This window comes from Phyllobacterium sp. 22552 (assembly GCF_052044585.1).
GTDB classification, from domain to species: Bacteria; Pseudomonadota; Alphaproteobacteria; order Rhizobiales; family Rhizobiaceae; genus Phyllobacterium; species Phyllobacterium ifriqiyense.
The window spans coordinates 26229-47199 of the sequence record NZ_JBQENG010000002.1 but is presented as its reverse complement, the minus strand read 5'-3'; the positions used below and the strand labels follow the sequence as shown (position 1 = coordinate 47199).

Below are 20971 nucleotides of genomic sequence, written 5' to 3'. Positions count from 1 at the left end.
CCATGAAGGATATTTCCTGCAAACTGCTGGTCATTGGCGCCGGTCCGGGTGGCTATATCTGCGCTATTCGTGCCGGGCAGCTGAATGTTGATACGGTGATTGTTGAAGCGGCCAAGGTCGGCGGCACTTGCCTGATGGTCGGCTGCATACCCTCCAAGGCGTTGATTCACGCCGCTGATGAATTTGCAAAGGTTGCGCATTTTGCAGCAAATCAGACGCCTCTAGGCATATCCGTCAGCAATCCGGCAATCGATTTCACGCAAACTATCGCTTGGAAAGACGGAATTGTCAGCCGTTTGAACAATGGCGTAGCCGGACTTTTGAAGAAGGCCAATGTGAAGATCGTCACGGGCAGGGCAAAGTTCCGCGACGGAAAAACCGTCGAAGTGGAAACCCTGACGGGCCAGCAAATCATCCGTGCTGAAAACATTGTAATCGCAACAGGCTCTGCGCCGGTGGAGGTGCCTTCATTGCCATTTGGCGGCAATGTCATTTCATCCACCGAAGCTCTCTCACTTGAGACTGTGCCCGAAAAACTGGTGGTTGTGGGAGGTGGTTATATTGGCCTTGAGCTTGGCACTGCCTATGCCAAACTCGGATCAAAGGTCACTGTTGTTGAAGCGCAAGCAAAAATACTGCCGCAATATGATGCAGAGCTGACGCGGCCAATCGTGAAGAGTCTCAATAGCTTAGGTATGACAGTTCTTACCGGAGTTAAAGCAAAAGGGATGAGCGCCAAGGGTGATGCCCTGCTCATCGAAACGGCTGATGGCAAGGATGACAGGATTGCAGCGGATAAAATACTGGTAACTGTCGGCCGCAAACCTGTGACCACCGGTTGGGGGCTTGAGGAAGTTGTTCTGGACATGGACGGAAAGTTCGTTCGCATTGACGACAAGTGCCGTACCTCGATGCGCGGCGTCTATGCCATCGGTGATGTGACAGGTGAGCCCATGCTGGCCCATCGTGCCATGGCACAAGGCGAGATGGTGGCAGAAATCGTCGCCGGGCATAATCGCAGCTGGGACAAACGAGCCATTGCAGCTGTCTGCTTTACCGATCCGGAAATCGTGACTGTCGGCCTTTCGCCAGAAGAGGCAAAGCAGGCCGGGCACGAGGTCAAAATTGGTCTGTTCCCATTTGCTGCCAATGGCCGCGCCATGACACAAGAAGGCGAGGAGGGGTTTGTCCGTGTGGTTGCTGCTGCGGGCAATCATCTTGTATTGGGAATTCAGGCGGTTGGAACCGGAGTCTCCGAACTGTCAGCAGCGTTTGCACTGGCCTTGGAAATGGGCGCGCGCCTGGAAGATATAGCCGGGACAATCCATGCCCATCCAACGCAGAGCGAGGGCTTCCAGGAAGCTGCGCTGAAAGCACTGGGACACGCGCTGCATATTTAAAGCACCTTTGCAAAAGCAATTTGCGTGCTTCGACAAGCTCAGCATGAGGAATGGGGTCTGATTGCAGGACGCTAAATCCTGCAATCTTTGAGACTATTATGCCAGGCGCAATGTCACCTCATGCTGAGCTTGTCGAAGCACGCAAAGCGCTACTGCTGAATAAATTGGGTTACTCAGCGGCCTCGGCGACAGCGGGCAGGCCAAGCCAGGCACGGCAATCTGCCAGTGCGCGGGCGCTCATGGCGCGTTTTTTGGCATTGGTCTTTTCCTTGCCACGCAAACGCTTGCCCTCAGAGACGGGCGCTTCAATCGGCGGGAATAACCCGTAATTAACATTCATTGGCTGGAATGAACGTTTGCCGGGTTCTTCATCCGATACGATATGCCCGCCGGTAATGTGTCCGAGCAGCGCGCCGAAAGCCGTTGTCAGAGGGGGCGGCGTGACTGGCTGACCCAAACGCTCGGCAATCATGAAACGGCCCGCCAAAAGACCGATGGCCGCGGATTCAACATAGCCTTCGCATCCCGTGATTTGTCCGGCAAACCGCAGTCCTTGCCGGGATTTCAGTTGCAAGGTCGGATCAAGCAAAATCGGTGAATTGAGGTAAGTGTTGCGATGCAGTCCACCCAGCCGGGCAAATTCCGCATTTTCAAGGCCCGGGATCATGCGGAATATGTCAGTCTGCGCGCCATATTTCAGCTTGGTCTGGAAACCGACCATATTATAGAGCGTGCCAAGCGCATTGTCCTGACGCAACTGCACCACCGCATAGGCTTTCACTGTCGGATTATGGGCGTTGGTCAGACCCATTGGCTTCATCGGTCCATGACGCAATGTCTCCGGTCCGCGTTCTGCCATGACCTCGATTGGCAGGCAGCCATCGAAATAGGGCGTGCCTTCCCATTCCTTGAATTCGGTCTTGTCGCCCGCAATCAATGCTTGAATGAAGGCGTCATATTGCTCCTTTGACATGGGGCAGTTGATATAGTCCTTGCCATTGCCGCCGGGGCCAACTTTATCGTAGCGCGACTGGAACCAGCAAGTGTTCATATCGATGGAATCGAAATGCACGATCGGTGCAATTGCATCAAAAAAGGCGAGGGAGTCCGCCCCTGTTTCATTGCCGATTGCTTCGGCAAGTGAAGGCGCCGTCAGCGGGCCGGTGGCGATAATAACCTTGTCCCACTCCGCTGGCGGCAGGCCGGTAATTTCTTCGCGCTCGATAGTGATAAGTGGATGAGCTTCGATTTTCGCGGTAACTGCCTGCGCAAAACCATCGCGATCAACAGCAAGCGCACTGCCGGCCGGAACCTGATGGGCATCGGCGGAGGCAATAATGAGTGAATTGGCCAGACGCATTTCCGCATGAAGCACGCCAACAGCATTAGTTTCGGCGTCATCGGAACGGAAGGAGTTGGAGCATACAAGCTCTGCAAGGTCCTGCGTTTTATGGGCATCTGTGCCGCGAACAGGACGCATTTCGTGCAGGATAACGGGAATGCCAGCCTCTGCGAGCTGCCATGATGCTTCGGAACCGGCGAGACCGCCGCCAATAATGTGTACGGGTTTATGTGACATGGCGCACCAATAGTCTTTTTGATTGCTGGCTTCAATGAAAAAGCCGTCACAGATGATTGTGACGGCTTTCATGACGCCTAGGGCAGATCAGGCGCTGGCAGTATCAAGCGTCGCCAGATCATCTTTGCTGAGTTCCATAGTGGCCGCCTTGATCAGACTATCAAGCTGTTCAAGCGATGTTGCACTGGCAATTGGTGCAGTTACGCCATCGCGGTGGATGATCCAGGCCAATGCGACTTCGGCCTGTTTTGCCTTATGCTTGGCGGATATATCATCAAGGGCTGCGAGGATACGATTTCCACGGGGGTTGAGATAATCCTTCACACCGCCGCCCCGCGGGCTTTTGCCAAGATCGGCTTCGCTGCGATATTTGCCGGACAGAAAGCCTTTCGCGAGACTGAAATATGTGATGACGCCGATATCTTCAGCCATACAGAGATCGCGCAGTGGGCCATCATAGCTTGCGCGATCGTAAAGGTTATATTCCGGCTGCAAAACATCGTAGCGATGCAGCCCCTTATTCTTGGCCACATCAAGCGATTTCCGCAATTGATCAGCGTCGAGATTGGAGCAGCCCATTGATTTGATTTTGCCAGCCTTGAGCAGCTTCTCGTGCGCGGCAAGGGTTTCTTCATATGGTGTGTCCGGATCCGGCCAATGCGAAAGATAAAGGTCAATTTCTTCAATCTGAAGCCGTTTCAAGGAGGCTTCGGCGGCCTTTGCAATGTAGGCGGGAGACAAATCCTTCTTGCCTTGTCCCATATCGGAGCCAACCTTGGTGATTATCACCACCTTGTCGCGAGATTTGCGTTCTTTCATCCATTCGCCGATTATGGTTTCGGACTCGCCACCTTCATTGCCCGGCACCCAGCGCGAATAAGCATCCGCAGTATCAATGGCGTTGAGGCCCGCATCAACGAACCGATCAAGCAGATCGAAGGAAGTTTTCTTGTCGGCGGTCCAGCCGAAGACGTTTCCGCCAAAGACCAATGGAGCGATAGTGAGGCCCGTACGGCCAAGACGACGTTGTTCCATGATGAACTCCCGGGGATTATTGAGGTGGGAGCTTGAATGTAGGACGTGACGATGCGGGTTTCCACCCCGTCATTGCAGACACAATTTCTTCAACAGGCCGAAAGGCAATTTCTGATATATTCTCTCATGATGAGATATGCCTTTCTTATTTTGCCCGCTGCCATTGCCTGGGCATGCGTATCAAACGCCAATGCGCAAACATTCAGTGTTTGCCATGGCTATGGCTGTACGTTCAAAACCAGTGTGACGCTTTCTCCTGCCGATCGCGGCAGAATCGCGTCAATCATGAAGAGCGGAGGCAAGTCGGCACAAGCCGAACGGGCTGCGGTGCGGCGCGCTGTGCAGATATTTGAGCGTCGCAGCGCTCAAATAATCGGTATCCGGGATCGCCCGAAAATGGATTTTGGCCAAGGGCGCGAGAGAGGCCAAATGGATTGCGTCGACGAGGCAGCCAATACAGGCGGCTTCCTCAGCTATTTGCAGCGCGCCGAGCTGTTGCGCCACCACACAGTGGGAAACAGGGATTCACGCGGGAGTTTCCTCGATGGCCGCTATCCGCATTTCACCGCAGTGTTGCGGGATCGCTCGGGTACATCCTGGGCCGTTGACTCCTGGTACGAACCAGCAGGAGGGGCGCCAGATGTGATGCGTTTGTTGGAATGGAAAGAGCGGGGTTATGGCGGGCAGCGCTGATGTCTCAGCGCATCCTACAAACAACAACACCCACCGCGGGAGGAGGTGCGGTGGGTGTCGTTATATAAAGACCGGCTGGGAGGAGGAGTGCCGGGCTTTGATCGCGGGAGGCTTTGGGAGGAGGTAAAGCCCCGGCGATATTCGTCAAACTATTAGCGTACTGCGGACTTCTTGGCGACGAACGGAATGTCCGAACGGGCAATGCCCAGATCGCTAAGTTCGCGGGTCGACAGACGGTTCAATTCAGTAACCGTGTCGCGATAACGGCGCCAGTTGCTGTAAGAGCGGATAAGGTTCATTTCAATCACCACTTCGGTTGTTGTTCGGTTGATCACTCTTGATCGTTGAACTGAAGATAGTGCAGCCCATGCAGAATTTGCAGAGACAAGATTGCAGATCAGCTATGCATATGTTGCATTGCATCATTAATCGATTTTAATTGCTGCGGCGCACAAATGTCAAAATCGCGATCAGTTCGGCAATGCGGTGGCAATTGCGTTTTTCCTGCCGCTGGCGTTATTTGAATCCCCGTACGACTCAGGAGCACTTCGTGGCATTTTCGATCGGCATCAAAAAACACATTGCCCGCTGGCAGCAGGCAGGTCTGATAGACGAGGTGACAGCCGATCTTTTGCGCAAGGACGTAGAGAAAACCCGGTCTGGCTTTGGCCTTGGCGGGATTCTTGCGGTGCTCGGCGCAGTTCTCTTGGGTGCTGCCATCATTTCGCTTGTCGCGGCAAATTGGGAAGTAATGCCGCGCCTTGTTCGCGTCGTGATGATCATCCTGGTGCTATGGATCGGCTATGTTGGCGGCGCATGGCGGTCGAGCCTCGGCGATAATCGTTTTAGTCAGGCGCTCTATCTGATTGCCGCAATCACCTTTGGAGCCGGTATAGCGCTCATCGGGCAGATGTATCATTTATCAGGCGATACAACGGAAGCCGTCTTGCTTTGGACTGCGGGAACAATGGTTGCGGCGCTTTTGCTACGCTCGCCTGTGTTGGTCGCAACCGGGGTGGCGATAACTGCGCTCTACCTTTTCATGGTTTTGGATACCAATGACTCGCACACCTATAGCTGGCTTCTGCCGGTATTGCTTTTCATTAGTGCAGGACTTGTCTGGTATACCAAGGCGCAGATCGCCCGCCATTTTATCGCGCTGGTACTGATGGCCTATGTTTTCGCCCTTTATGATGATTTGAGCGGTGATTGGATATTGTGGCTCGCCGCTATGGCGGGCGGGGTGCTCTTTCTTGGCGATGCGCTGTCGACTGCAGTGCTGCAACGGCTCACCGGCTGGAGCAAGGCAATCGGCGCTTACGGGTTTCTGATGCTTCTTCTGGTGCTGAGCTATTTTCAGTTTGATCGCTTCGATAGTGAAGTAAGCGATCAGGTCATTATCGGCTTTGGTATATTGGCCTGTGCGATTGCCGGGCTGGTTCTCTCCGGTTATCGCAATCTTGCCGTCAGATGGATGTCTTACACCGTATTTTCGCTCGAAGTGCTTTATCTGGCATTCAAGACGATAGGGACGCTTATCGGAACCGCGAGCTTCTTCTTGAGTGCGGGCGTGCTGGTATTGCTGCTTGCCGCCTTTGTTGTGCGCATGGAGCGGCGGCTGCAAAAGAAGATTGCGCAAGCGGAAGGAGCCGCCTGATGTTCACTGGCAAGCGCATTATCTGGCTGGGTATTATCGTCGCCTTGCTGCAATCGGGCGCTTTATACGCAATGGTTGAGCAGCGCGCATCCATCCTGCGGAGCGGCAAAGACGTGATCCTGCTAAGCCAGCCCATTGATCCCCGGGATTTCCTGCGCGGAGACTATGTGATCCTCTCCTATGATATCTCCAATGTCAGCATCGACAAGATATCCGGTACGCGCCCGGAGGCGAAGGGCCTCATTGACGTCTATGTTACACTGGTCAAAGGGGCAGATGAGCGTTGGAACTTTGCAAGTGCTTCGTGGCAGGCCCGCACTGACCTGAAGCCCGATGAAGTGCAGCTTCGGGGACGTACGCCAAACTACGCTTATTTTGCCTCCGACAACACCTATCATGTCGATTATGGCATTGAGCGCTATTACGTTCCGGAAGGTCAGGGCCTGGCAATCGAAGAACAGCAGCGCGAGAGAAAGATCGATGTCGTTATTGCTGTATCGAATGAGGGAGACGCCCAGATACGGGCTTTAAGAAGCGATGGAAAGGTTCTCTACGAGGAACCCCTCTATTAGAAATAGGCGGGAAATTACGGGTTTGAAATAATAGTGTCGATTACCCGGCTTTTTCCTTTGACCCTCAGAAAGACGGTGCTATAGAGACCCGCGCTTGAGGTTCGGCTACGTGCCTCGGATGCGGATATGGCGAAATTGGTAGACGCACCAGATTTAGGTTCTGGCGGGAGACCGTGGGGGTTCGAGTCCCTCTATCCGCACCACAATCTTTCCAAACACAATTGAGAATAAGGCACTGGACAGATAAACTCGCGTGCATGTGGGGGAAACCTGATCATGATTGAAACAAGCCACCTTTTGTTGCGCCCGCAACGTATTGAGGATTTCGAACTCTATAAGGCGATATGGATCAATGATCCCAACCTAAGCAAGGGTGTTCAAGTCTTGCCCGGACTTACCGATGAGCAAAGCTGGGATAGGCTACTACGTTGGATCGGGCATTGGAACGTTTTTGGCTATGGTCCGCTTCTGGTCATCGACCGTCAAACCGGGGAGCTGGTCGGAGAAACGGGGGTGGCAAGGTTTCATCGCGGCAATGGCCCGGCTTTTGACGGAATTCCGGAGGCATTGTGGAGGATCAAATATACCCGCCATGGCCAAGGCCTGGCGTCAGAAGCAGCGTACGCGGCCTTGCAATGGTACGATGCCCGGAAAATATCCGAGCGAACCGTTTGCATGATTGATCATTGGAACGACACTTCGTTAAAGCTGGCCGGAAAACTCGGGTTCAAGGAGTTTTCACGTGCAATCTACAAGGACAGTGATGTCGTGTTGCTTGATCGTATCGTCAAAACTTAGTGTTGCATGAGCAGTCTATGATCCAGTCCCGAAAGAACTTCACCTTGGCTGGCAATTGCCCGGCTTCGGGATAGACCAGATAATAATTGGTGCCGGTTGAGGCTTCGATATCGAAAAGCTTTACCAGCGTGCCCGACTCTATTTCATTCTGGAAAAAAGCTGAAGAAACCAGTCCGACGCCGCCGCCGGACAATGCCAATCCGCCGATAATCTGCTGGGTATCAATCGTTACCCCGGGTTTGGTCATGGTCAATGGCCCTTCGACACCTGCTTGGCGAAACCAGACGGGCCACCAATTATCGTCTGGCGTGATCAGATGACATTGCAGGAGGTCTGCCGGTGTTTGCGGTCTGCCATATCGTTCAAGATAGGCGGGGCTGGCCAAGGGTGTGAAACCGCCCGATAAAAGCCGATGTGAGGTCAAGCCTGGCCAATTTCCACGACCGAGCCGGATGCCGCAGTCGATTCCCTCACTGGAAAAATCAACCAAGCGGGAGGAAATATCGAAGCGCACCGAAACCTCGGGATGCAGGTTTTGAAAATCAGTAATGCGCGGCGTCAGCCAATTGCTGGCAAATGTATGGATGACTGAAATAACCAGCACGGAATTTTGTTCTTCGCGAATGGCTCGGAATGTCTCGCCCATATCAGCCAAAGCCCTGCGTATCACCGGCGCTATTACTTCGCCCTTCGGCGTCAAGGTAACGCCGCGTGCGCGGCGCTGAAACAAGGGCGTACCGGCAAAATCTTCCAGCAATTTGATCTGATAGCTGACGGCCGATTGGGTCATGTTGAGCTCATCGGCTGCTTTCGTAAAGTTCTGCAACCGCGCAACACTATCAAAAACCCGGATAGAACCTAGAGGAAGTGACGTCATGTCGAGCCATTAAATCTATTGATGTCTAATCATCAAATTCGCGTTGGTATGCCTGTTAATAAGATAATACATCTGTCCACACAACAGGACAATTAATAGCTTGATGGAGAGTGTCATGACCGAATTGCGATTATTCGGATTGAGTTCGCTTGCGGTTTTTTGGGCGGGCTTTTCCAAGCAGACTTCAGTGCCGGCAGGCGACCCTGGGGATTTGAATGCCTATATGCTGCGCGACATCAATCTTACGCCAAGCGAGCGTGCCGCATTCACATATAAGACGCGCGATATGCTTTCACCGACGTACAGATATCGTCTGCCATAGAATATTGAAGCCAATGCAAAAGCGCGGGGCTGTTAAGGCCCCGCGCTTTTATTTTTAATGCGCTGCGGCTTGTTCTGCCGCAGGTTTCGGTTTGCGCCGGAAGGATCTGAGCACGACGTAGAACACCGGTGTCAGGAACAGACCGAAGAATGTGACCCCAAGCATTCCGGAGAACACCGCTGTTCCGAGCGACTGACGCATTTCCGCACCGGGTCCAGTTGCAATCATCAAAGGCACAACGCCAAAGATGAAGGCAAAGGCGGTCATCAGGATCGGACGCAGGCGCAAGCGGCTGGCTTCGATCGCTGCTTCTACCGGGTTTGCGCCTTCTTCCTCGTGTTGACGGGCAAACTCCACAATAAGAATGGCGTTTTTCGCCGCCAGACCAATGAGAACCACAAGCCCGATTTGCGTGAGGATATTATTGTCCATCCCGCGCAACGCCACGCCTATCAGCGCGGCAAGGACAGCCAGTGGAACAATCAGGATAATTGCCAGCGGCAATACCCAACTTTCATACTGCGCTGAAAGGGCGAGGAACACGAAGATGACAGACAGGGCGAAGATAAACACCGCCGTATTGCCGGTCGCGCGTTCCTGAAAGGCAAGTTCCGTCCAATTGAACGATGTGCCTTGTGGCAGCGTTTTGGCGGCCAGCGCTTCCATTTGATCAAGAGCTGCGCCGGTCGATACACCGGGAGCAGCATTGCCCTGCAACGGTACGGATACGTACATATTGTAGCGCTGCACGAGCGACGGCCCTGTAGTGTCCCTGATCTCGATCAACGTGCCAAGTGGAACAAGCGCTCCCGTGGCTGATCGTACCTTCAGGTTCAAAATATCCTGCCGGTCGAGGCGGTATTGTTGATCCGCCTGCGCACGAACTTGATAAACGCGCCCGAAAGCATTGAAATCATTGACATATGATGTTCCAAGATTTGTCGAAAGCGTTTCGAAAATGCTCGGAATGGGCACATTAAGCGCTCTTGCCTTGTCCCGGTCTACTTCAAGGAAGTATTGCGGGCTGGAGGCAGAGAAGGTGGTGAAAACGCCGGTTACACCCGGTGTCTGTGCGGCTTCGCCCATCATCTGATAGGCCAGGGCGAGCACGCGGCGCATGTCGGAGCTGTCACGGTCCAGCAGCTGCATCTTGAAGCCGCCGGAATTGCCTATACCGCTGATGGCGGGTGGAGGAACGGCAATGATGAAGGCTTCCTGAATACTTTGCAGACTGCCATAAAGCTGACCAATAATCTGGTTGGCGTTATGACCTTCCTCCAGGCGATTTTCGAAGGAGTCGAAGGCGGCGAAAACTACGCCGGAGTTTGACGCATTGGTGAAAGTCGCGCCGTTAAAGCCAGAGAAGGCGACGGCATTTTTTACACCCGGCACGTCCCGAACGATCTTTGAAACCTTTTCAATGACTGCATCGGTTCGATTGAGAGACGCACCGTCAGGCAACTGCACCACGACGATGGCGTAACCCTGATCCATGGTCGGGATAAAGCCGCGTGGAACAGCGGTTGCCATATACCATGTGGCGACAAGCAACCCGACAAAGACAAGCAGGGAGGCCGTGATACCAATGGCTGAACTGACGAGGTGGCGAATGACCCAAGAGTAGCCATTCGCCATCTTGTCAAAGCCGGTATTGAAGCCATTGGCCATGGCCCGGCCAAAACGGGCAACCGGGTTTTTCGATTCGCTGTGGTTGTGTGGCCGCAGCACAATCGCAGCAAGCGCTGGCGAAAGCGTCAGTGAATTAAGAGCCGAAATTGCCGTTGCTACTGCGATGGTGATGGCAAATTGCAGGTAGAATTGCCCCGTAATGCCGGGAATGAAAGCAGTCGGTACGAAGACCGCGATCAGCACCAGCGAAATGGCAATAACGGCGGTGCCGACCTCGTCCATAGTGACGTGCGAGGCTTCCTTGGGCGTCATGCCGGCTGCAAGGTTTCGTTCGACATTTTCGACAACCACAATGGCGTCGTCGACGACAATGCCGATGGCAAGGACCAATCCAAACAATGTGAGCATATTGAGCGAGAAGCCGAAGGCGAGCAGCAATGCCAGCGTTCCGATAAGGGAGACGGGAATTGCGACAATCGGTATGATCGCGGTGCGCCACGATTGCAGGAAGACAAGGACGACGAGCGCCACGAGAATGACGGCTTCAATGATCGTTTTGTACACCTCATTGATCGATTCCGCGATGAACTCGGTGGGGTTGTAAACGATATCGTAGGTCAGCCCGTCAGGAAAATCCTTCTTGAGTTCCTCCATTGTGCTTCGGATTGAATCCGCAGCAGCAAGGGCATTGGTGCCCGGGCGGCTGAAAATACCCAAGGCCACTGCCGGATTGCCGTTCAGATAGGAGTTGGTGACATAATCCTTGGCACCAAGTTCGATGCGCGCCACATCCTGCAACTGCACGAGGCGCCCGCTTTCTGTCGCCTTGACGATGACGTAGCGGAACTGCCGGGCATCGCTGAAGCGGCCCTCAGTGGTGACAGTATATTGAAACGCATTGGTGCCGGAGGTTGGCGGTCCGCCAATGGAACCGCCCGAAACCTGCACATTCTGATCTCGCAGCGATTGCACGACATCACTTGATGTCATGCCATAGGCTGAGAGTTTTTCGGGGTCGAGCCAGATACGCAGCGAGTATTCACGCTCACCGAAAATGATCAGATCGCCGACGCCATCCAGACGCAACAACACGTCGCGAACGCGCGAGCGTGCATAATTGGAGGCGTAAAGCTGGTCATAACGACCATTTGGCGAAAGAATATGCACAACCATCATGAGATCAGGCGAGCTTTTGGTGGTGGTGATACCAAGACGTCTGACTTCTTCCGGAAGGCGCGGCTCCGCAATGGACACGCGGTTCTGTACAAGAACCTGCGCCTTATCGAGATCTGTTCCCAGCCGAAATGTCACGGTCAATGCCATGGAGCCATCGGCCGTGGAATAGGAGGACATATACAACATGCCCTCAACGCCGTTGATTTCCTGCTCGATTGGCGTCGCCACCGTGTTGGCAATGGTTTCAGCGTCGGCGCCCGGATAGGAAGTGCGGATGACAATGGTTGGAGGGGCTATTTCGGGGTACTGCGCAACTGGCAGCTGTGTGTAAGCTATGCCGCCGACAATCAGCAAGACAATCGAAAGAACGCTCGCAAAGATCGGCCGGTCGACGAAAAAGTGCGCGAATCTCATTGCGCAGCCTCCGGCGCTTTGGTCGCATCAGCCGTTACAGCTTCCGGTGGTAGCACCACCAGTTCCGGCTTGACTTTTACGCCTGGGCGAATCCGCATCAGGCCGTTTACCACGATGGTTTCATCGCCCGTCATTCCGGAGCGGATTACGCGGTAGCCATGAAGCTTCGGTCCAAGGCGAACCGGCTTCGGGGTTACAGTGCCATCTTCGCTGACTGTGAAGACGATGCGTTCATTTTGGTCAGAGCCGATTGCTTCATCCGGGATCAAAATACCCTTATAGGTATTGGATGCGGCAACATCGACGCGACCGAACAGGCCTGGCTGCAAAACAAAATTCGGATTGCTGAAGCGGGCGCGCACGCGCATTGTGCCCGTCTGGTCATCCAGACGATTTTCCGCGAAATCAACCTTGCCCTTTACAGGCGGTTCGGCAGAATCGGTAAGCCGGACGGTGACTTCCAGACCGGAGGCGCCTTCCTGCAAGGTGCTGCCGTTTTCACGAGCGGTGCGTGCATAGGAAAGCAGGTTACGCTCATCGACATTGAAGTAAAAATCAATCGGGTCGAGTGAGACGATTGTCGTAAGAATCGTTTGGTCTGGCTGAACGAGATTGCCAACGGAGATCAGGCGGCGATCAATGCGCCCGCTCAAGGGGGCTGTTATCTTTGTATATTCAAGATCAAGCTGCGCACGGGCAAGAGCTGCCTCTGCGCCGCGGACATTTGCCTGAGCCGAAATGAAGTCGCGGCGCCTGTCGTCGAGTTGCGAAGCGGAAAGCGTGCCGTTTGCAGCCAGTGACTCGGTGCGCTTAAATTGCGCTTCGGCATAGACGAGCGTGGTCTTTGACACTTCGAGCGAGGCCTGCGCCTGCGACAGGGCTGTTTCGAAAGGTCGCTGGTCGATTGTAAAAAGCGGATCGCCTTTTTTAACCAGCGCACCATCTGTAAATTCGATCTTGTCGAGATATCCGGCGACGCGGGAACGTATGGATACTTCATCAACAGGTTCAAAGCGGCCAATGAATTCGTCGCTGTCAACGACATCACGGACGACCGGCTTGGCGACCGATACCGGCGGGGGAGGTGGCGGGGCCGCTGCTTCCTGGGCAAATGAAGCACCAGAGGACAGAAGAGCGGCTGTCAAACCAACCTTGATTATTGTTAAAAGTGATCGTGACAAAGGGTAGGCCTCCATGACAGTAAGACGTCCCACGCGTGTCGCAAAGGTGTGTCAGCAATGCTGAAACGGTATCAACTTTGATCAGTCTTTGCGGACGATAAGGTCGAGTAGAGCGAAGTCACATAATGCTGGCGGGGAGTGTTTACGAGAGGGCTCTGCACAATTTTAACATAGTGCAGCCATAATTGACCTATCCGAAAATCCCCACATGAATAGATTTGCATAGTTCCATTTTCTTGTCACCCTGCAATCTCAGGCTGTAGCGGCACCAAACAATGCTATTTTGCCAGCCTGCATGGCAGTGCCATTGATTTTTATACCCGAGCCGAGTAAAGGGAGCGACCAGTCGGTGAAGGTGCGATTTCTCACCCAACTTTGTGCCACAGTCTGTGATACAATGCGTGGCATAAATCGAGAGTTGAGTTGGAAATACGGCAATAGAATCAGCGTGGATGGCCAAGCAAAAATTGCTCATCCGCACCGGAAGCCACATAGGCAACAGTTTTTCTCCCGCAATTTGGCGAACGAGCCGGCGACGGCGGGACAAATGTTAAAAAAGTGAAGGTTTGGACATGCAGGTTACTGAAACGCTCAATGAAGGGCTGAAGCGCGAGATCAAGGTCGTTGTTCCGGCCAAGGATCTGGAAGCAAAGCTTTCCGAACGCCTCCAGGGTGCCAGCGCAAAGGCGCGCATCAATGGCTTCCGTCCCGGCAAGGTGCCAATGAGCCACCTTCGCAAGATGTATGGCAAGTCGTTCATGGCTGAAGTCGTCAATGAAATCCTGAGCGATTCTTCGCGCACCATTCTTTCGGATCGCAACGAAAAGTCGGCTACCCAGCCTGAAGTCGTCATGACCGAAGACGAAAAGGAAGCTGACAAGGTTCTTTCCGGCGAAGCCGACTTTGAATTCTCGCTTAATTATGAAGTTCTGCCAGCGATTGAAATCAAAGACACTTCCAAGATCAGCATTACCCGCGAGATCGTTGACGTTTCCGATGAGGAAGTCGAAGAGCAGGTTAAGCGTGTTGCAAGCTCTGCCCAGACCTTCGAAACAAAGAAGGGCAAGGCTGAAAGCGGCGATCGCGTTACCATGGATTATCTCGGCAAGGTCGATGGTGTTCCTTTCGACGGTGGCGCAGATAGCGATGCAACATTGGTTCTTGGCTCCGGCCAGTTCATTCCAGGCTTCGAAGATCAATTGATCGGCGTAAAAGCTGGCGATGAAAAGCAGATCAAGGTTACTTTCCCGGCTGAATACCAGGCTGCTCATCTTGCAGGCAAGGACGCTACTTTCGACATCACTGTCAAGGAAGTTGCAAAGCCAGGCGAACTCGAAATCAACGACGAAACCGCAAAGAAGCTCGGCATTGAAAGTGCTGATCGTCTGCGTCAGGTTATTCGCGAGCAGATCGAGAGCCAATACGGTTCTTTCACACGCCAGAAAGTGAAGCGTCAGATTCTGGATGCGCTGGATGGCGAATACCAGTTCGAGTCGCCAGAGCGTCTGATCAACGCCGAGTTCAACAATATCTGGGCTCAGATCGGTCAGGACCTTGCACAGGCTGGCAAGACCTTTGAAGACGAAGATACAACGGAAGAAGAAGCACGCGCCGAATATCGCAAGCTTGCTGAACGCCGCGTTCGTCTTGGCCTCGTTCTTTCGGAAATCGGCAACAAAGCCGGTATTGAAGTAACCGAAGAAGAAATGCAGCGCGCCGTTTACGATCAGGTTCGTCAGTATCCTGGTCAGGAACAGCAGATTTATGAATTCTTCCGCAAGACACCGGAGGCGATCAACAATCTTCGCGCTCCGATCTTCGAAGAGAAGGTGGTTGACCACCTGCTCGCCAGCATCAATGTCACCGATAAGAAGGTGACCAAGGAAGAGTTGATGGCTGAAGACGAGTCGGAAGAAAAGTCCGGCGAAGCCAAGAAGCCTGCCAAAAAGGCAGCGCCAAAAAAGGCAGCCAAGAAGAAGACTGAAGACGAAGCGTAAGCTTCTCGGTAAGCGGCTTATCGCCAGTTAAGAAAAACGGCTCCGCATTGCGGGGCCGTTTTTCTTTCCATCTCAGGGCGATAGCCTAGAAGTTTCTATTTACAGCCCAGAAAGTTGAAATTGAAAAAACCCAAATTGGCTCACCTCGGTGCCCCCTTGGTTGATCCACGCGCTTTCATTTTGGAGAACCTGCATATTCTGCCCACTCCTGCTGTGGCGGAGATATCGCTCTATACGGCGCATCCAGCAAGCGGATTGGGTAAACTTGGAAATCAAGACATATATGGCAATGATCATCCGCCATACTGGGCTTATCGCTGGGCGGGCGGGACAGTTTTAGCCCGGTATATTTTAGACCATCCGGCAATGGTCGCGGGCTTGCATGTGCTCGATTTGGGAGCAGGTTCCGGAATTGTTGGAATTGCGGCTGCCAAAGCGCGAGCAACCGCAGTGGTGTGCGTCGATACTGATCCTTACGCTGCTATAGCGAGCCGTATGAATGCAGCGGCTAATGCGGTGAACGTCGACACAATTTGCAAGGACATTCTCGACGATGATCCGCCAGAGGTGGATATGATTGCTGTGGGTGACTTGTTCTATGCGTCAGATATTGCCGGAAGGGTCGTTGCCTATCTCGACAGATGCATCACCGCAGGTATCAAAGTGCTCATAGGTGATCCCGGAAGAGAATATCTGCCTCACCACCGCTTGCGCATCTTATCAAAATATTCAGTGCCCGATTTTGGCAATGGCAGCGCCGCTTCGACGGACACAAGTGCGGTCTATTTGTTTGAAAGTAAGCCAGCCTAAAAGAGGCCAAGCCCTTTCAGGCTGGCGTGCCCGCTTTTGCCGATAATGATGTGATCGTGCACGACAATACCCATCTGTGTGCCGATATTGGCGATTGTCTTTGTCATCTCAATATCAGCTTTCGATGGTGTCGGATCGCCGGAGGGATGGTTGTGTGCAAGAATGATAGCACTGGCAGAGAGCTGTAAGGCGCGAGCAATAACCTCGCGCGGATAAACAGGTGTGTGGTCGACAGTGCCCACTTGCTGGACCTCATCAGCGATAAGGGCGTTCTTCTTGTCCAGAAACAGGACGCGAAATTGTTCCCGTGACTCATAAGCCATTGCTGCGACACAGTAATCCATGACTTTGGCCCATGAACCAAGCACGATCTTATCGCGAATTTCGCTGCGGATCATCCTGTGGGTGAGGGCGGAGACGAACTTAAGGTCGAAGGCAATAGCTGGACCGCATCCCTTGACCTCACGCAAGAGGTGCTCAGGTGCCCCAAGGACTTCTGCCAGAGAGCCGAAGCGCGCAATGAGTGCTTTCGCCAAAGGTTTTGTGTCACCCTGTCTTATGGAGCGATAGAGCAACATTTCCAGCATTTCATAATCGGCAAAGCCGACGTGGCCGACGCTTTGAAACCGCTCCTTCATGCGTTCGCGATGTCCGACGTAGTGCGGAATGGGTTCGACTTCGGCCGACTGCGGCTGTGCGTTGCGCGATGTCCTGTTTATATCAACGGCAGGTTGTTCTGAGGAGAGTTTTGCGGAAGTTTCGTTGAGGAAGAAGGTCAGGTTGGGCTTTTCTTCACTCATACGGCTTCCATCTATCCGAGTTTTAATCCAGGTGCGAACAGGCCAGCCGGAGACAGGGTGAAAACCTCGCAGCCTTCATTCGTGACACCCACAGTATGCTCATATTGAGCTGTCAATGACCGGTCGCGGGTAACAGCGGTCCAACCATCGGCAAGAACCTTCACATGCGGACGGCCAAGGTTAATCATAGGCTCAATGGTAAAAATCATGCCTTCGCGCATTTCCACACCCTCGTTCGGCGTGCCGTAATGCAGGATATTGGGTGCGTCATGGAACAGTTGCCCCACACCGTGGCCGCAGAAGTCGCGAACGACGGAACAACGTTCCGCTTCAGCGTAGGTCTGTATGGCTGCACCGATGGCACCAGTTCGTGCGCCTGGACGAACGGCAGCAATGCCGCGCATCAGGCTTTCATGCGTTACTTCCATAAGCCGCTCTGCAGCGCGTTTGATCTCGCCAACCGGGTACATGCGGCTGGAATCACCATGCCAGCCGTCAACGATATAGGTAACGTCGATATTGACGATATCGCCCTCGCGCAACGACTTGTCATCAGGAATACCGTGGCAGACGACATGATTGATCGACGTGCAACTGGATTTAGTGTAGCCGCGATAATTCAACGTTGCGGGCAGGGCACCTTGATCGGCACCAAACTCGAACACGAAGCGGTCAATTGTGTTGGTTGTAACGCCCGGAGCTACGATCGAGGCGAGTTCATCCAGACAGCGTGCCGTTAACTGACAAGCCTTACGCATCGCTTCGAAGCCTTCGGGGCCATGAAGCCGAATTTGCCCTGTATTTTTCAGGGGCGCGCTTTGTGCGTCGAGATAAGTAACCATTGAACTGACCGGTTGACGTTAATCTATAATCGGCATCGTGCTGACTGCAGCGATACCTGCAGGCGTGATGTGGCATTTTACGGCGTAAGCTTCAACCCCGCGCCGCATCGCCCGTTCAAAAGCCGCCGCGTAAACCGGGTCCAAATCGCCGCATATCCTCAATTGATCGCAATCTCCTCGCTGAATCACATAGAGCATCACGCCACGATGGCCAGTTTCCACCATGTTGCCAAGCTCGTCCAGATGTTTTGCGCCGCGAGCGGTGGGAGAATCGGGAAATTCGGCCAAGCCGGGCGTACGCGAAAAGTGTACGTTCTTCACTTCGACATAGGCGGTTGGACGGTTCGGGTCGGTGAGCAATATATCGATGCGTGAATTGGCACCATAACGTTGTTCGCGCTTAAGAGCGGCATAACCAGCAAGCGACGGGATTAATCCGGCAATAATCGCTTCTTCTGCAATGCGGTTGGGCAGGCCGGTATTGATTCCAACTATGTGCCCGGAGACTTCAACCATTTGCAGCGTGTGCGGGTATTTTCGCTTCAGATCGTCACTATGGGAAAGCCAGACCTTTATTCCCGGATCGGTCAAACCCAACATGGACCCGGTATTGGGGACCGAACTGGTAATAGCCTTGCCATCATCCAGAACGATGTCTGCAAGAAAGCGTTTATAGCGCTGCACCAAAGTGCCGGTAACAAGTGGGAAAGCAAAGATCATCCGGCAGAACTAGCGCAAGCCGGTCATTAAATCGATAGGTTTAAATTCAGTGGTTTCGCAACACAGCATTAATGACATCTGCGAAAGTGGTGTTGGCCATTAGGACCATGGTCGCAGCGGCCAATCCGGCCGCGAGAAATTTCAATGTAGTGTTGATATTATTATTCATACTCGTGATTTCCTGCATGAATTCATCTTAGCGGAAAACGAGCCTATAATGTGTTCCAATGACGTTTGTACAAAGGCGACCGTCATACAAAAAACCTGCCTTGGGAAAGGCAGGTAAGTTTGCTCTGGGGTGGGAGAATCGGACTCGTTGGAGGTAAAATGCGAGTCCTGTTGTCACGATGGGAATCGTGGCAACAATTTATGATATGCTAGCTCACCATTTCAGCCTCATAACTTTGTCTAACATGTCGTGACAAAGCTTGAAAAAAACCGGGCTGTTCTAATTCTTCAGAGTGTCACATGCTGCGCGGAGGGACAAACGTTAGGAGGACTTTGATGAAATACAAGATTTTCCTGCCTCTGATGGCAGTGGCGGCTTTCTCCCTTGCAGCCTGCGATAACAAGCCTGCAGACACAGGCACCCCGCCTGCGACCACTACGGAGCCTGCAACCCCACCGGCAGCTCCGGCCCCAGCAGAGCCTGCTCCATCGCAACCTGCACCAGCGAATTAATCTATCCGAGATTGAAATAACGGCCCGCTCACCAGAGCTGGCCGTTTTTATATGCGTAAAGCACAGGCAATTATCTTTGCCGTACAAAGTGCTGATTTTTATTGGAAAAAGACTGGTACGCCCAAGGGGAATCGAACCCCTGTTTGCGCCGTGAAAGGGCGCCGTCCTAACCGCTAGACGATGGGCGCCTCCGGTGAAGCGGCTTATAGTGAAACAGTATTTCCGCCGCAACCCCATAATGCATTCTTTTTTAGAAAAAGTGCAGTTTATGCGAAATTTATTGAAAAGACGGTTGCCCGGAAACCGTCAACCCCACGAGAAAAGCCAATTGGAATCAGCCTTTTCTGCCCGAACAGCGCCAATTCCAGTCCCGGCGCGGGCCAATATCCACATGTACCGATTCGGTATGGCAGTAAGTGCCGACGCCGCCACGACCTGTCATGGCGCGAGCAAAATTGGCCAATTCCCACTTGCTGATTCCAGGGACCTGAATATCAGCGGCGGCGCATGACATATGAAGAGAAGCCTTGGCGCCGTTTACTTTGCGATTATAGGGAGGACTGCGATAGCCGGAGGTTACAATGACGGATTTGCCATATTTGCGCTCGATCAGCTTCAAAATGCCCACCAGTTGCGGTTTCAGGCAGGCAACATCAACGCTTTCACGTTGAACTTTCAGGCCATTGGGTGCCAGGCGCGCAAGACCCGCCGCCGAAGCCAAAATTACAGGAGCGCCCGCTGCTTCAATGTCGTCATCTTCATAGAGACTATCGCGCTGCATGATCTGGATGCCGGCATTTGGCCGTACACCGGGCAGGGATGCAAGATGTTCAGTCCGGCCAGCAAAGGAATCAGCGGATGGAAGGTCGCTTTCAGATGCCCCGGCAGGCTTTGATTTAGGCTCGATTACCGCAACAAGCCGCTGATTGGCGGGTTTGGAGCGATTATTGGAAAACAGTCGCAAAAGTGCGCCATTGTTCTTCTGTGTAGCAGCCGCCGGTTTGGTTTCTTCCGGAGGAGCCGTGTCCGCAACGGTTGTTTCTGCAGCCTTGGGTTCAGGCTTTGCGGATTCTGCTGCCGCTGCAGGTGTTTCAGGCGCGGGAGCCGGTGCAGTCTCTGTTTTTTTCGTCATGCTTCCAAAAAGAGAAGTCCTGACGGGAGGTTGCGCAACAACGGTCGCTGCACTTGCCACTTGTACTTCTTCTGTTTTTGTCCCGGTATCAGCCGCCACATCGGTCTTTGCATCCGTCTTGGCAAGCTCAGGCTTGCTTTCGCCTGGCTTTACCGCGCCATTGACCGCCTGCAAGGCGTTTGTTTCTGTTGATCCAGCCAATGCCAGCGCCTCAGGGGTAACTTGCGCATTACCGCCAGAGGGCAGGGAGGTTTGGGTATCGCTCGCAGCAGCTTGATCAGTTGGGGCAACAGTCAATGCGGAAGTAACGCTGGGATTGGAGCCAGTAGATGTGCAAGAAGTTGCTATAAGAGCTGCAAAGCTCATAACGCATACGACTGTGCTTGCCCGTAAGGCTGAAACTGAACGCGGCAGTGTTTTCAACGATTCCCCCGTCTGGACGTCCGGCACGATTCGATAATTCAATCCGGCCCGTTTATAAGAGCATTAAGCCCACGAAGTTCTATTGAGGCGCAAATACATCGGCAGAGAGCAGCAATAACTAGTTGTTTTTAGCGATCCGCACAAGACACGAACTATATACACAATGAGGCAAAAGCGTGATCTGACACTTTCCTGCCATGGTCCTTAATCGAAAGTTACAGTGAAAATTAATG

Annotated in this window: 19 protein-coding genes and 2 tRNA genes; 10 read left to right on the top strand and 11 right to left on the bottom strand. The window is 53.2% G+C overall.

Going from position 1 to position 20971, the window contains the following annotated elements; genetic code table 11:
- Nucleotides 1-2 precede the first annotated feature (2 nt).
- Entirely contained in the window at nt 3-1400 is a 1398-nt protein-coding gene (gene lpdA, locus ACTJI9_RS04275) for a dihydrolipoyl dehydrogenase (RefSeq protein ID WP_440806290.1), read from the top strand.
- Nucleotides 1401-1569: 169 nt separating this feature from the next.
- Here the strand turns inward: lpdA and trmFO are convergent, their stop codons facing one another.
- Together trmFO and ACTJI9_RS04265 are read right to left on the bottom strand one after the other, a co-directional pair.
- Nucleotides 1570-2979, bottom strand: coding sequence for a methylenetetrahydrofolate--tRNA-(uracil(54)-C(5))-methyltransferase (FADH(2)-oxidizing) TrmFO (trmFO, locus tag ACTJI9_RS04270; RefSeq protein ID WP_337353952.1), 1410 nt, complete (start codon nt 2977-2979; stop codon nt 1570-1572).
- Nucleotides 2980-3066: 87 nt separating this feature from the next.
- Entirely contained in the window at nt 3067-4014 is a 948-nt protein-coding gene (locus tag ACTJI9_RS04265) for an aldo/keto reductase (protein ID WP_115055351.1), read from the bottom strand.
- A gap of 126 nt (nt 4015-4140) precedes the next feature.
- Between ACTJI9_RS04265 and ACTJI9_RS04260 the strand changes: the two genes are divergently transcribed.
- A complete protein-coding gene (locus ACTJI9_RS04260; RefSeq protein WP_440806287.1) occupies nt 4141-4707 on the top strand; it encodes a hypothetical protein in 567 nt (188 codons plus the stop codon).
- Nucleotides 4708-4859: 152 nt separating this feature from the next.
- Here the strand turns inward: ACTJI9_RS04260 and ACTJI9_RS04255 are convergent, their stop codons facing one another.
- Nucleotides 4860-5006 carry a DUF1127 domain-containing protein gene (locus ACTJI9_RS04255; protein ID WP_081497128.1) on the bottom strand — a complete coding sequence of 49 codons (147 nt, stop codon included), beginning with the start codon at nt 5004-5006 and terminating at the stop codon, nt 4860-4862.
- A 251-nt stretch (nt 5007-5257) separates the two neighbouring features.
- Between ACTJI9_RS04255 and ACTJI9_RS04250 the strand changes: the two genes are divergently transcribed.
- From ACTJI9_RS04250 to ACTJI9_RS04235, 4 genes are all read left to right on the top strand, one after another.
- The gene (locus ACTJI9_RS04250) at nt 5258-6364 is read left to right on the top strand and encodes a DUF2157 domain-containing protein (RefSeq protein ID WP_440806284.1); all 1107 of its coding nucleotides are present in this window, start codon (nt 5258-5260) and stop codon (nt 6362-6364) included.
- Nucleotides 6364-6936 (top strand): GDYXXLXY domain-containing protein, encoded by a 573-nt coding sequence (locus ACTJI9_RS04245; protein WP_440806282.1) that lies wholly within the window; start codon nt 6364-6366, stop codon nt 6934-6936. Before ACTJI9_RS04250 ends, ACTJI9_RS04245 begins: the two co-directional genes overlap by 1 nt.
- Nucleotides 6937-7056: 120 nt before the next feature.
- Nucleotides 7057-7139, top strand: a tRNA-Leu gene (locus tag ACTJI9_RS04240).
- Between the two features lie 73 nt (nt 7140-7212).
- Entirely contained in the window at nt 7213-7734 is a 522-nt protein-coding gene (locus ACTJI9_RS04235; protein ID WP_440806280.1) for a GNAT family N-acetyltransferase, read from the top strand.
- Here ACTJI9_RS04235 and ACTJI9_RS04230 read toward each other — a convergent pair.
- Complete coding sequence (locus tag ACTJI9_RS04230; protein ID WP_307284610.1) at nt 7724-8611, bottom strand: LysR substrate-binding domain-containing protein; 888 nt, start codon at nt 8609-8611, stop codon at nt 7724-7726. The two genes, ACTJI9_RS04235 and ACTJI9_RS04230, sit on opposite strands and share 11 nt — an antisense overlap.
- Nucleotides 8612-8726: 115 nt before the next feature.
- Here ACTJI9_RS04230 and ACTJI9_RS04225 point away from each other — a divergent pair, with 115 nt between their 5' ends.
- Nucleotides 8727-8933 (top strand): hypothetical protein, encoded by a 207-nt coding sequence (locus ACTJI9_RS04225; protein ID WP_440806277.1) that lies wholly within the window; start codon nt 8727-8729, stop codon nt 8931-8933.
- Nucleotides 8934-8987: 54 nt separating this feature from the next.
- Here ACTJI9_RS04225 and ACTJI9_RS04220 read toward each other — a convergent pair whose 3' ends face one another.
- Together ACTJI9_RS04220 and ACTJI9_RS04215 are read right to left on the bottom strand one after the other, a co-directional pair.
- Nucleotides 8988-12152 (bottom strand): efflux RND transporter permease subunit, encoded by a 3165-nt coding sequence (locus tag ACTJI9_RS04220; RefSeq protein ID WP_336441833.1) that lies wholly within the window; start codon nt 12150-12152, stop codon nt 8988-8990.
- Complete coding sequence (locus tag ACTJI9_RS04215) at nt 12149-13348, bottom strand: efflux RND transporter periplasmic adaptor subunit (RefSeq protein ID WP_115055336.1); 1200 nt, start codon at nt 13346-13348, stop codon at nt 12149-12151. The genes ACTJI9_RS04220 and ACTJI9_RS04215 overlap by 4 nt, the downstream gene beginning before the upstream one ends.
- A 557-nt stretch (nt 13349-13905) precedes the next feature.
- Between ACTJI9_RS04215 and tig the strand changes: the two genes are divergently transcribed.
- Nucleotides 13906-15330 carry a trigger factor gene (tig, locus tag ACTJI9_RS04210; protein WP_115055331.1) on the top strand — a complete coding sequence of 475 codons (1425 nt, stop codon included), beginning with the start codon at nt 13906-13908 and terminating at the stop codon, nt 15328-15330.
- Nucleotides 15331-15450: 120 nt separating this feature from the next.
- Nucleotides 15451-16140 (top strand): class I SAM-dependent methyltransferase, encoded by a 690-nt coding sequence (locus ACTJI9_RS04205; RefSeq protein WP_440806273.1) that lies wholly within the window; start codon nt 15451-15453, stop codon nt 16138-16140.
- Here ACTJI9_RS04205 and radC read toward each other — a convergent pair.
- Genes radC through sfsA form a run of 3 tightly spaced genes read right to left on the bottom strand, consistent with a single transcriptional unit; the run spans nt 16137 to nt 18502 of the window.
- Nucleotides 16137-16940, bottom strand: coding sequence for a RadC family protein (radC, locus tag ACTJI9_RS04200; protein ID WP_307284622.1), 804 nt, complete (start codon nt 16938-16940; stop codon nt 16137-16139). The genes ACTJI9_RS04205 and radC overlap by 4 nt on opposite strands.
- Before the next feature lie 11 nt (nt 16941-16951).
- Nucleotides 16952-17782 (bottom strand): type I methionyl aminopeptidase, encoded by an 831-nt coding sequence (gene map, locus ACTJI9_RS04195; protein ID WP_440806270.1) that lies wholly within the window; start codon nt 17780-17782, stop codon nt 16952-16954.
- Nucleotides 17783-17800: 18 nt separating this feature from the next.
- Nucleotides 17801-18502, bottom strand: a complete 702-nt coding sequence (gene sfsA, locus ACTJI9_RS04190) for a DNA/RNA nuclease SfsA (RefSeq protein WP_115055325.1) — start codon at nt 18500-18502, stop codon at nt 17801-17803.
- A 504-nt stretch (nt 18503-19006) separates the two neighbouring features.
- On the opposite strand from sfsA, the gene ACTJI9_RS04185 reads away from it, so the two are divergent.
- Nucleotides 19007-19183, top strand: coding sequence for a hypothetical protein (locus ACTJI9_RS04185; RefSeq protein WP_307284627.1), 177 nt, complete (start codon nt 19007-19009; stop codon nt 19181-19183).
- 113 nt (nt 19184-19296) lie between these two features.
- Here the strand turns inward: ACTJI9_RS04185 and ACTJI9_RS04180 are convergent.
- A tRNA-Glu gene (locus ACTJI9_RS04180) sits at nt 19297-19371 on the bottom strand.
- A 146-nt stretch (nt 19372-19517) separates the two neighbouring features.
- Entirely contained in the window at nt 19518-20681 is a 1164-nt protein-coding gene (locus tag ACTJI9_RS04175; RefSeq protein WP_440806915.1) for a D-Ala-D-Ala carboxypeptidase family metallohydrolase, read from the bottom strand.
- Nucleotides 20682-20971: the final 290 nt, after the last annotated feature.

What these genes read in the sequence shown, in the direction of transcription:
- ACTJI9_RS04225 (WP_440806277.1), top strand. Translation starts at nt 8,727, where the DNA reads ATGACCGAATTGCGATTATTCGGATTGAGTTCGCTTGCGGTTTTTTGG.
- ACTJI9_RS04175 (WP_440806915.1), bottom strand. Translation starts at nt 20,681, where the DNA reads ATGAGCTTTGCAGCTCTTATAGCAACTTCTTGCACATCTACTGGCTCC.
- ACTJI9_RS04235 (WP_440806280.1), top strand. Translation starts at nt 7,213, where the DNA reads ATGATTGAAACAAGCCACCTTTTGTTGCGCCCGCAACGTATTGAGGAT.
- sfsA (WP_115055325.1), bottom strand. Translation starts at nt 18,502, where the DNA reads ATGATCTTTGCTTTCCCACTTGTTACCGGCACTTTGGTGCAGCGCTAT.
- map (WP_440806270.1), bottom strand. Translation starts at nt 17,782, where the DNA reads ATGGTTACTTATCTCGACGCACAAAGCGCGCCCCTGAAAAATACAGGG.
- ACTJI9_RS04215 (WP_115055336.1), bottom strand. Translation starts at nt 13,348, where the DNA reads ATGGAGGCCTACCCTTTGTCACGATCACTTTTAACAATAATCAAGGTT.
- tig (WP_115055331.1), top strand. Translation starts at nt 13,906, where the DNA reads ATGCAGGTTACTGAAACGCTCAATGAAGGGCTGAAGCGCGAGATCAAG.
- trmFO (WP_337353952.1), bottom strand. Translation starts at nt 2,979, where the DNA reads ATGTCACATAAACCCGTACACATTATTGGCGGCGGTCTCGCCGGTTCC.
- ACTJI9_RS04265 (WP_115055351.1), bottom strand. Translation starts at nt 4,014, where the DNA reads ATGGAACAACGTCGTCTTGGCCGTACGGGCCTCACTATCGCTCCATTG.
- radC (WP_307284622.1), bottom strand. Translation starts at nt 16,940, where the DNA reads ATGAGTGAAGAAAAGCCCAACCTGACCTTCTTCCTCAACGAAACTTCC.
- ACTJI9_RS04245 (WP_440806282.1), top strand. Translation starts at nt 6,364, where the DNA reads ATGTTCACTGGCAAGCGCATTATCTGGCTGGGTATTATCGTCGCCTTG.
- ACTJI9_RS04255 (WP_081497128.1), bottom strand. Translation starts at nt 5,006, where the DNA reads ATGAACCTTATCCGCTCTTACAGCAACTGGCGCCGTTATCGCGACACG.
- ACTJI9_RS04260 (WP_440806287.1), top strand. Translation starts at nt 4,141, where the DNA reads ATGATGAGATATGCCTTTCTTATTTTGCCCGCTGCCATTGCCTGGGCA.
- lpdA (WP_440806290.1), top strand. Translation starts at nt 3, where the DNA reads ATGAAGGATATTTCCTGCAAACTGCTGGTCATTGGCGCCGGTCCGGGT.
- ACTJI9_RS04220 (WP_336441833.1), bottom strand. Translation starts at nt 12,152, where the DNA reads ATGAGATTCGCGCACTTTTTCGTCGACCGGCCGATCTTTGCGAGCGTT.
- ACTJI9_RS04230 (WP_307284610.1), bottom strand. Translation starts at nt 8,611, where the DNA reads ATGACGTCACTTCCTCTAGGTTCTATCCGGGTTTTTGATAGTGTTGCG.
- ACTJI9_RS04185 (WP_307284627.1), top strand. Translation starts at nt 19,007, where the DNA reads ATGAAATACAAGATTTTCCTGCCTCTGATGGCAGTGGCGGCTTTCTCC.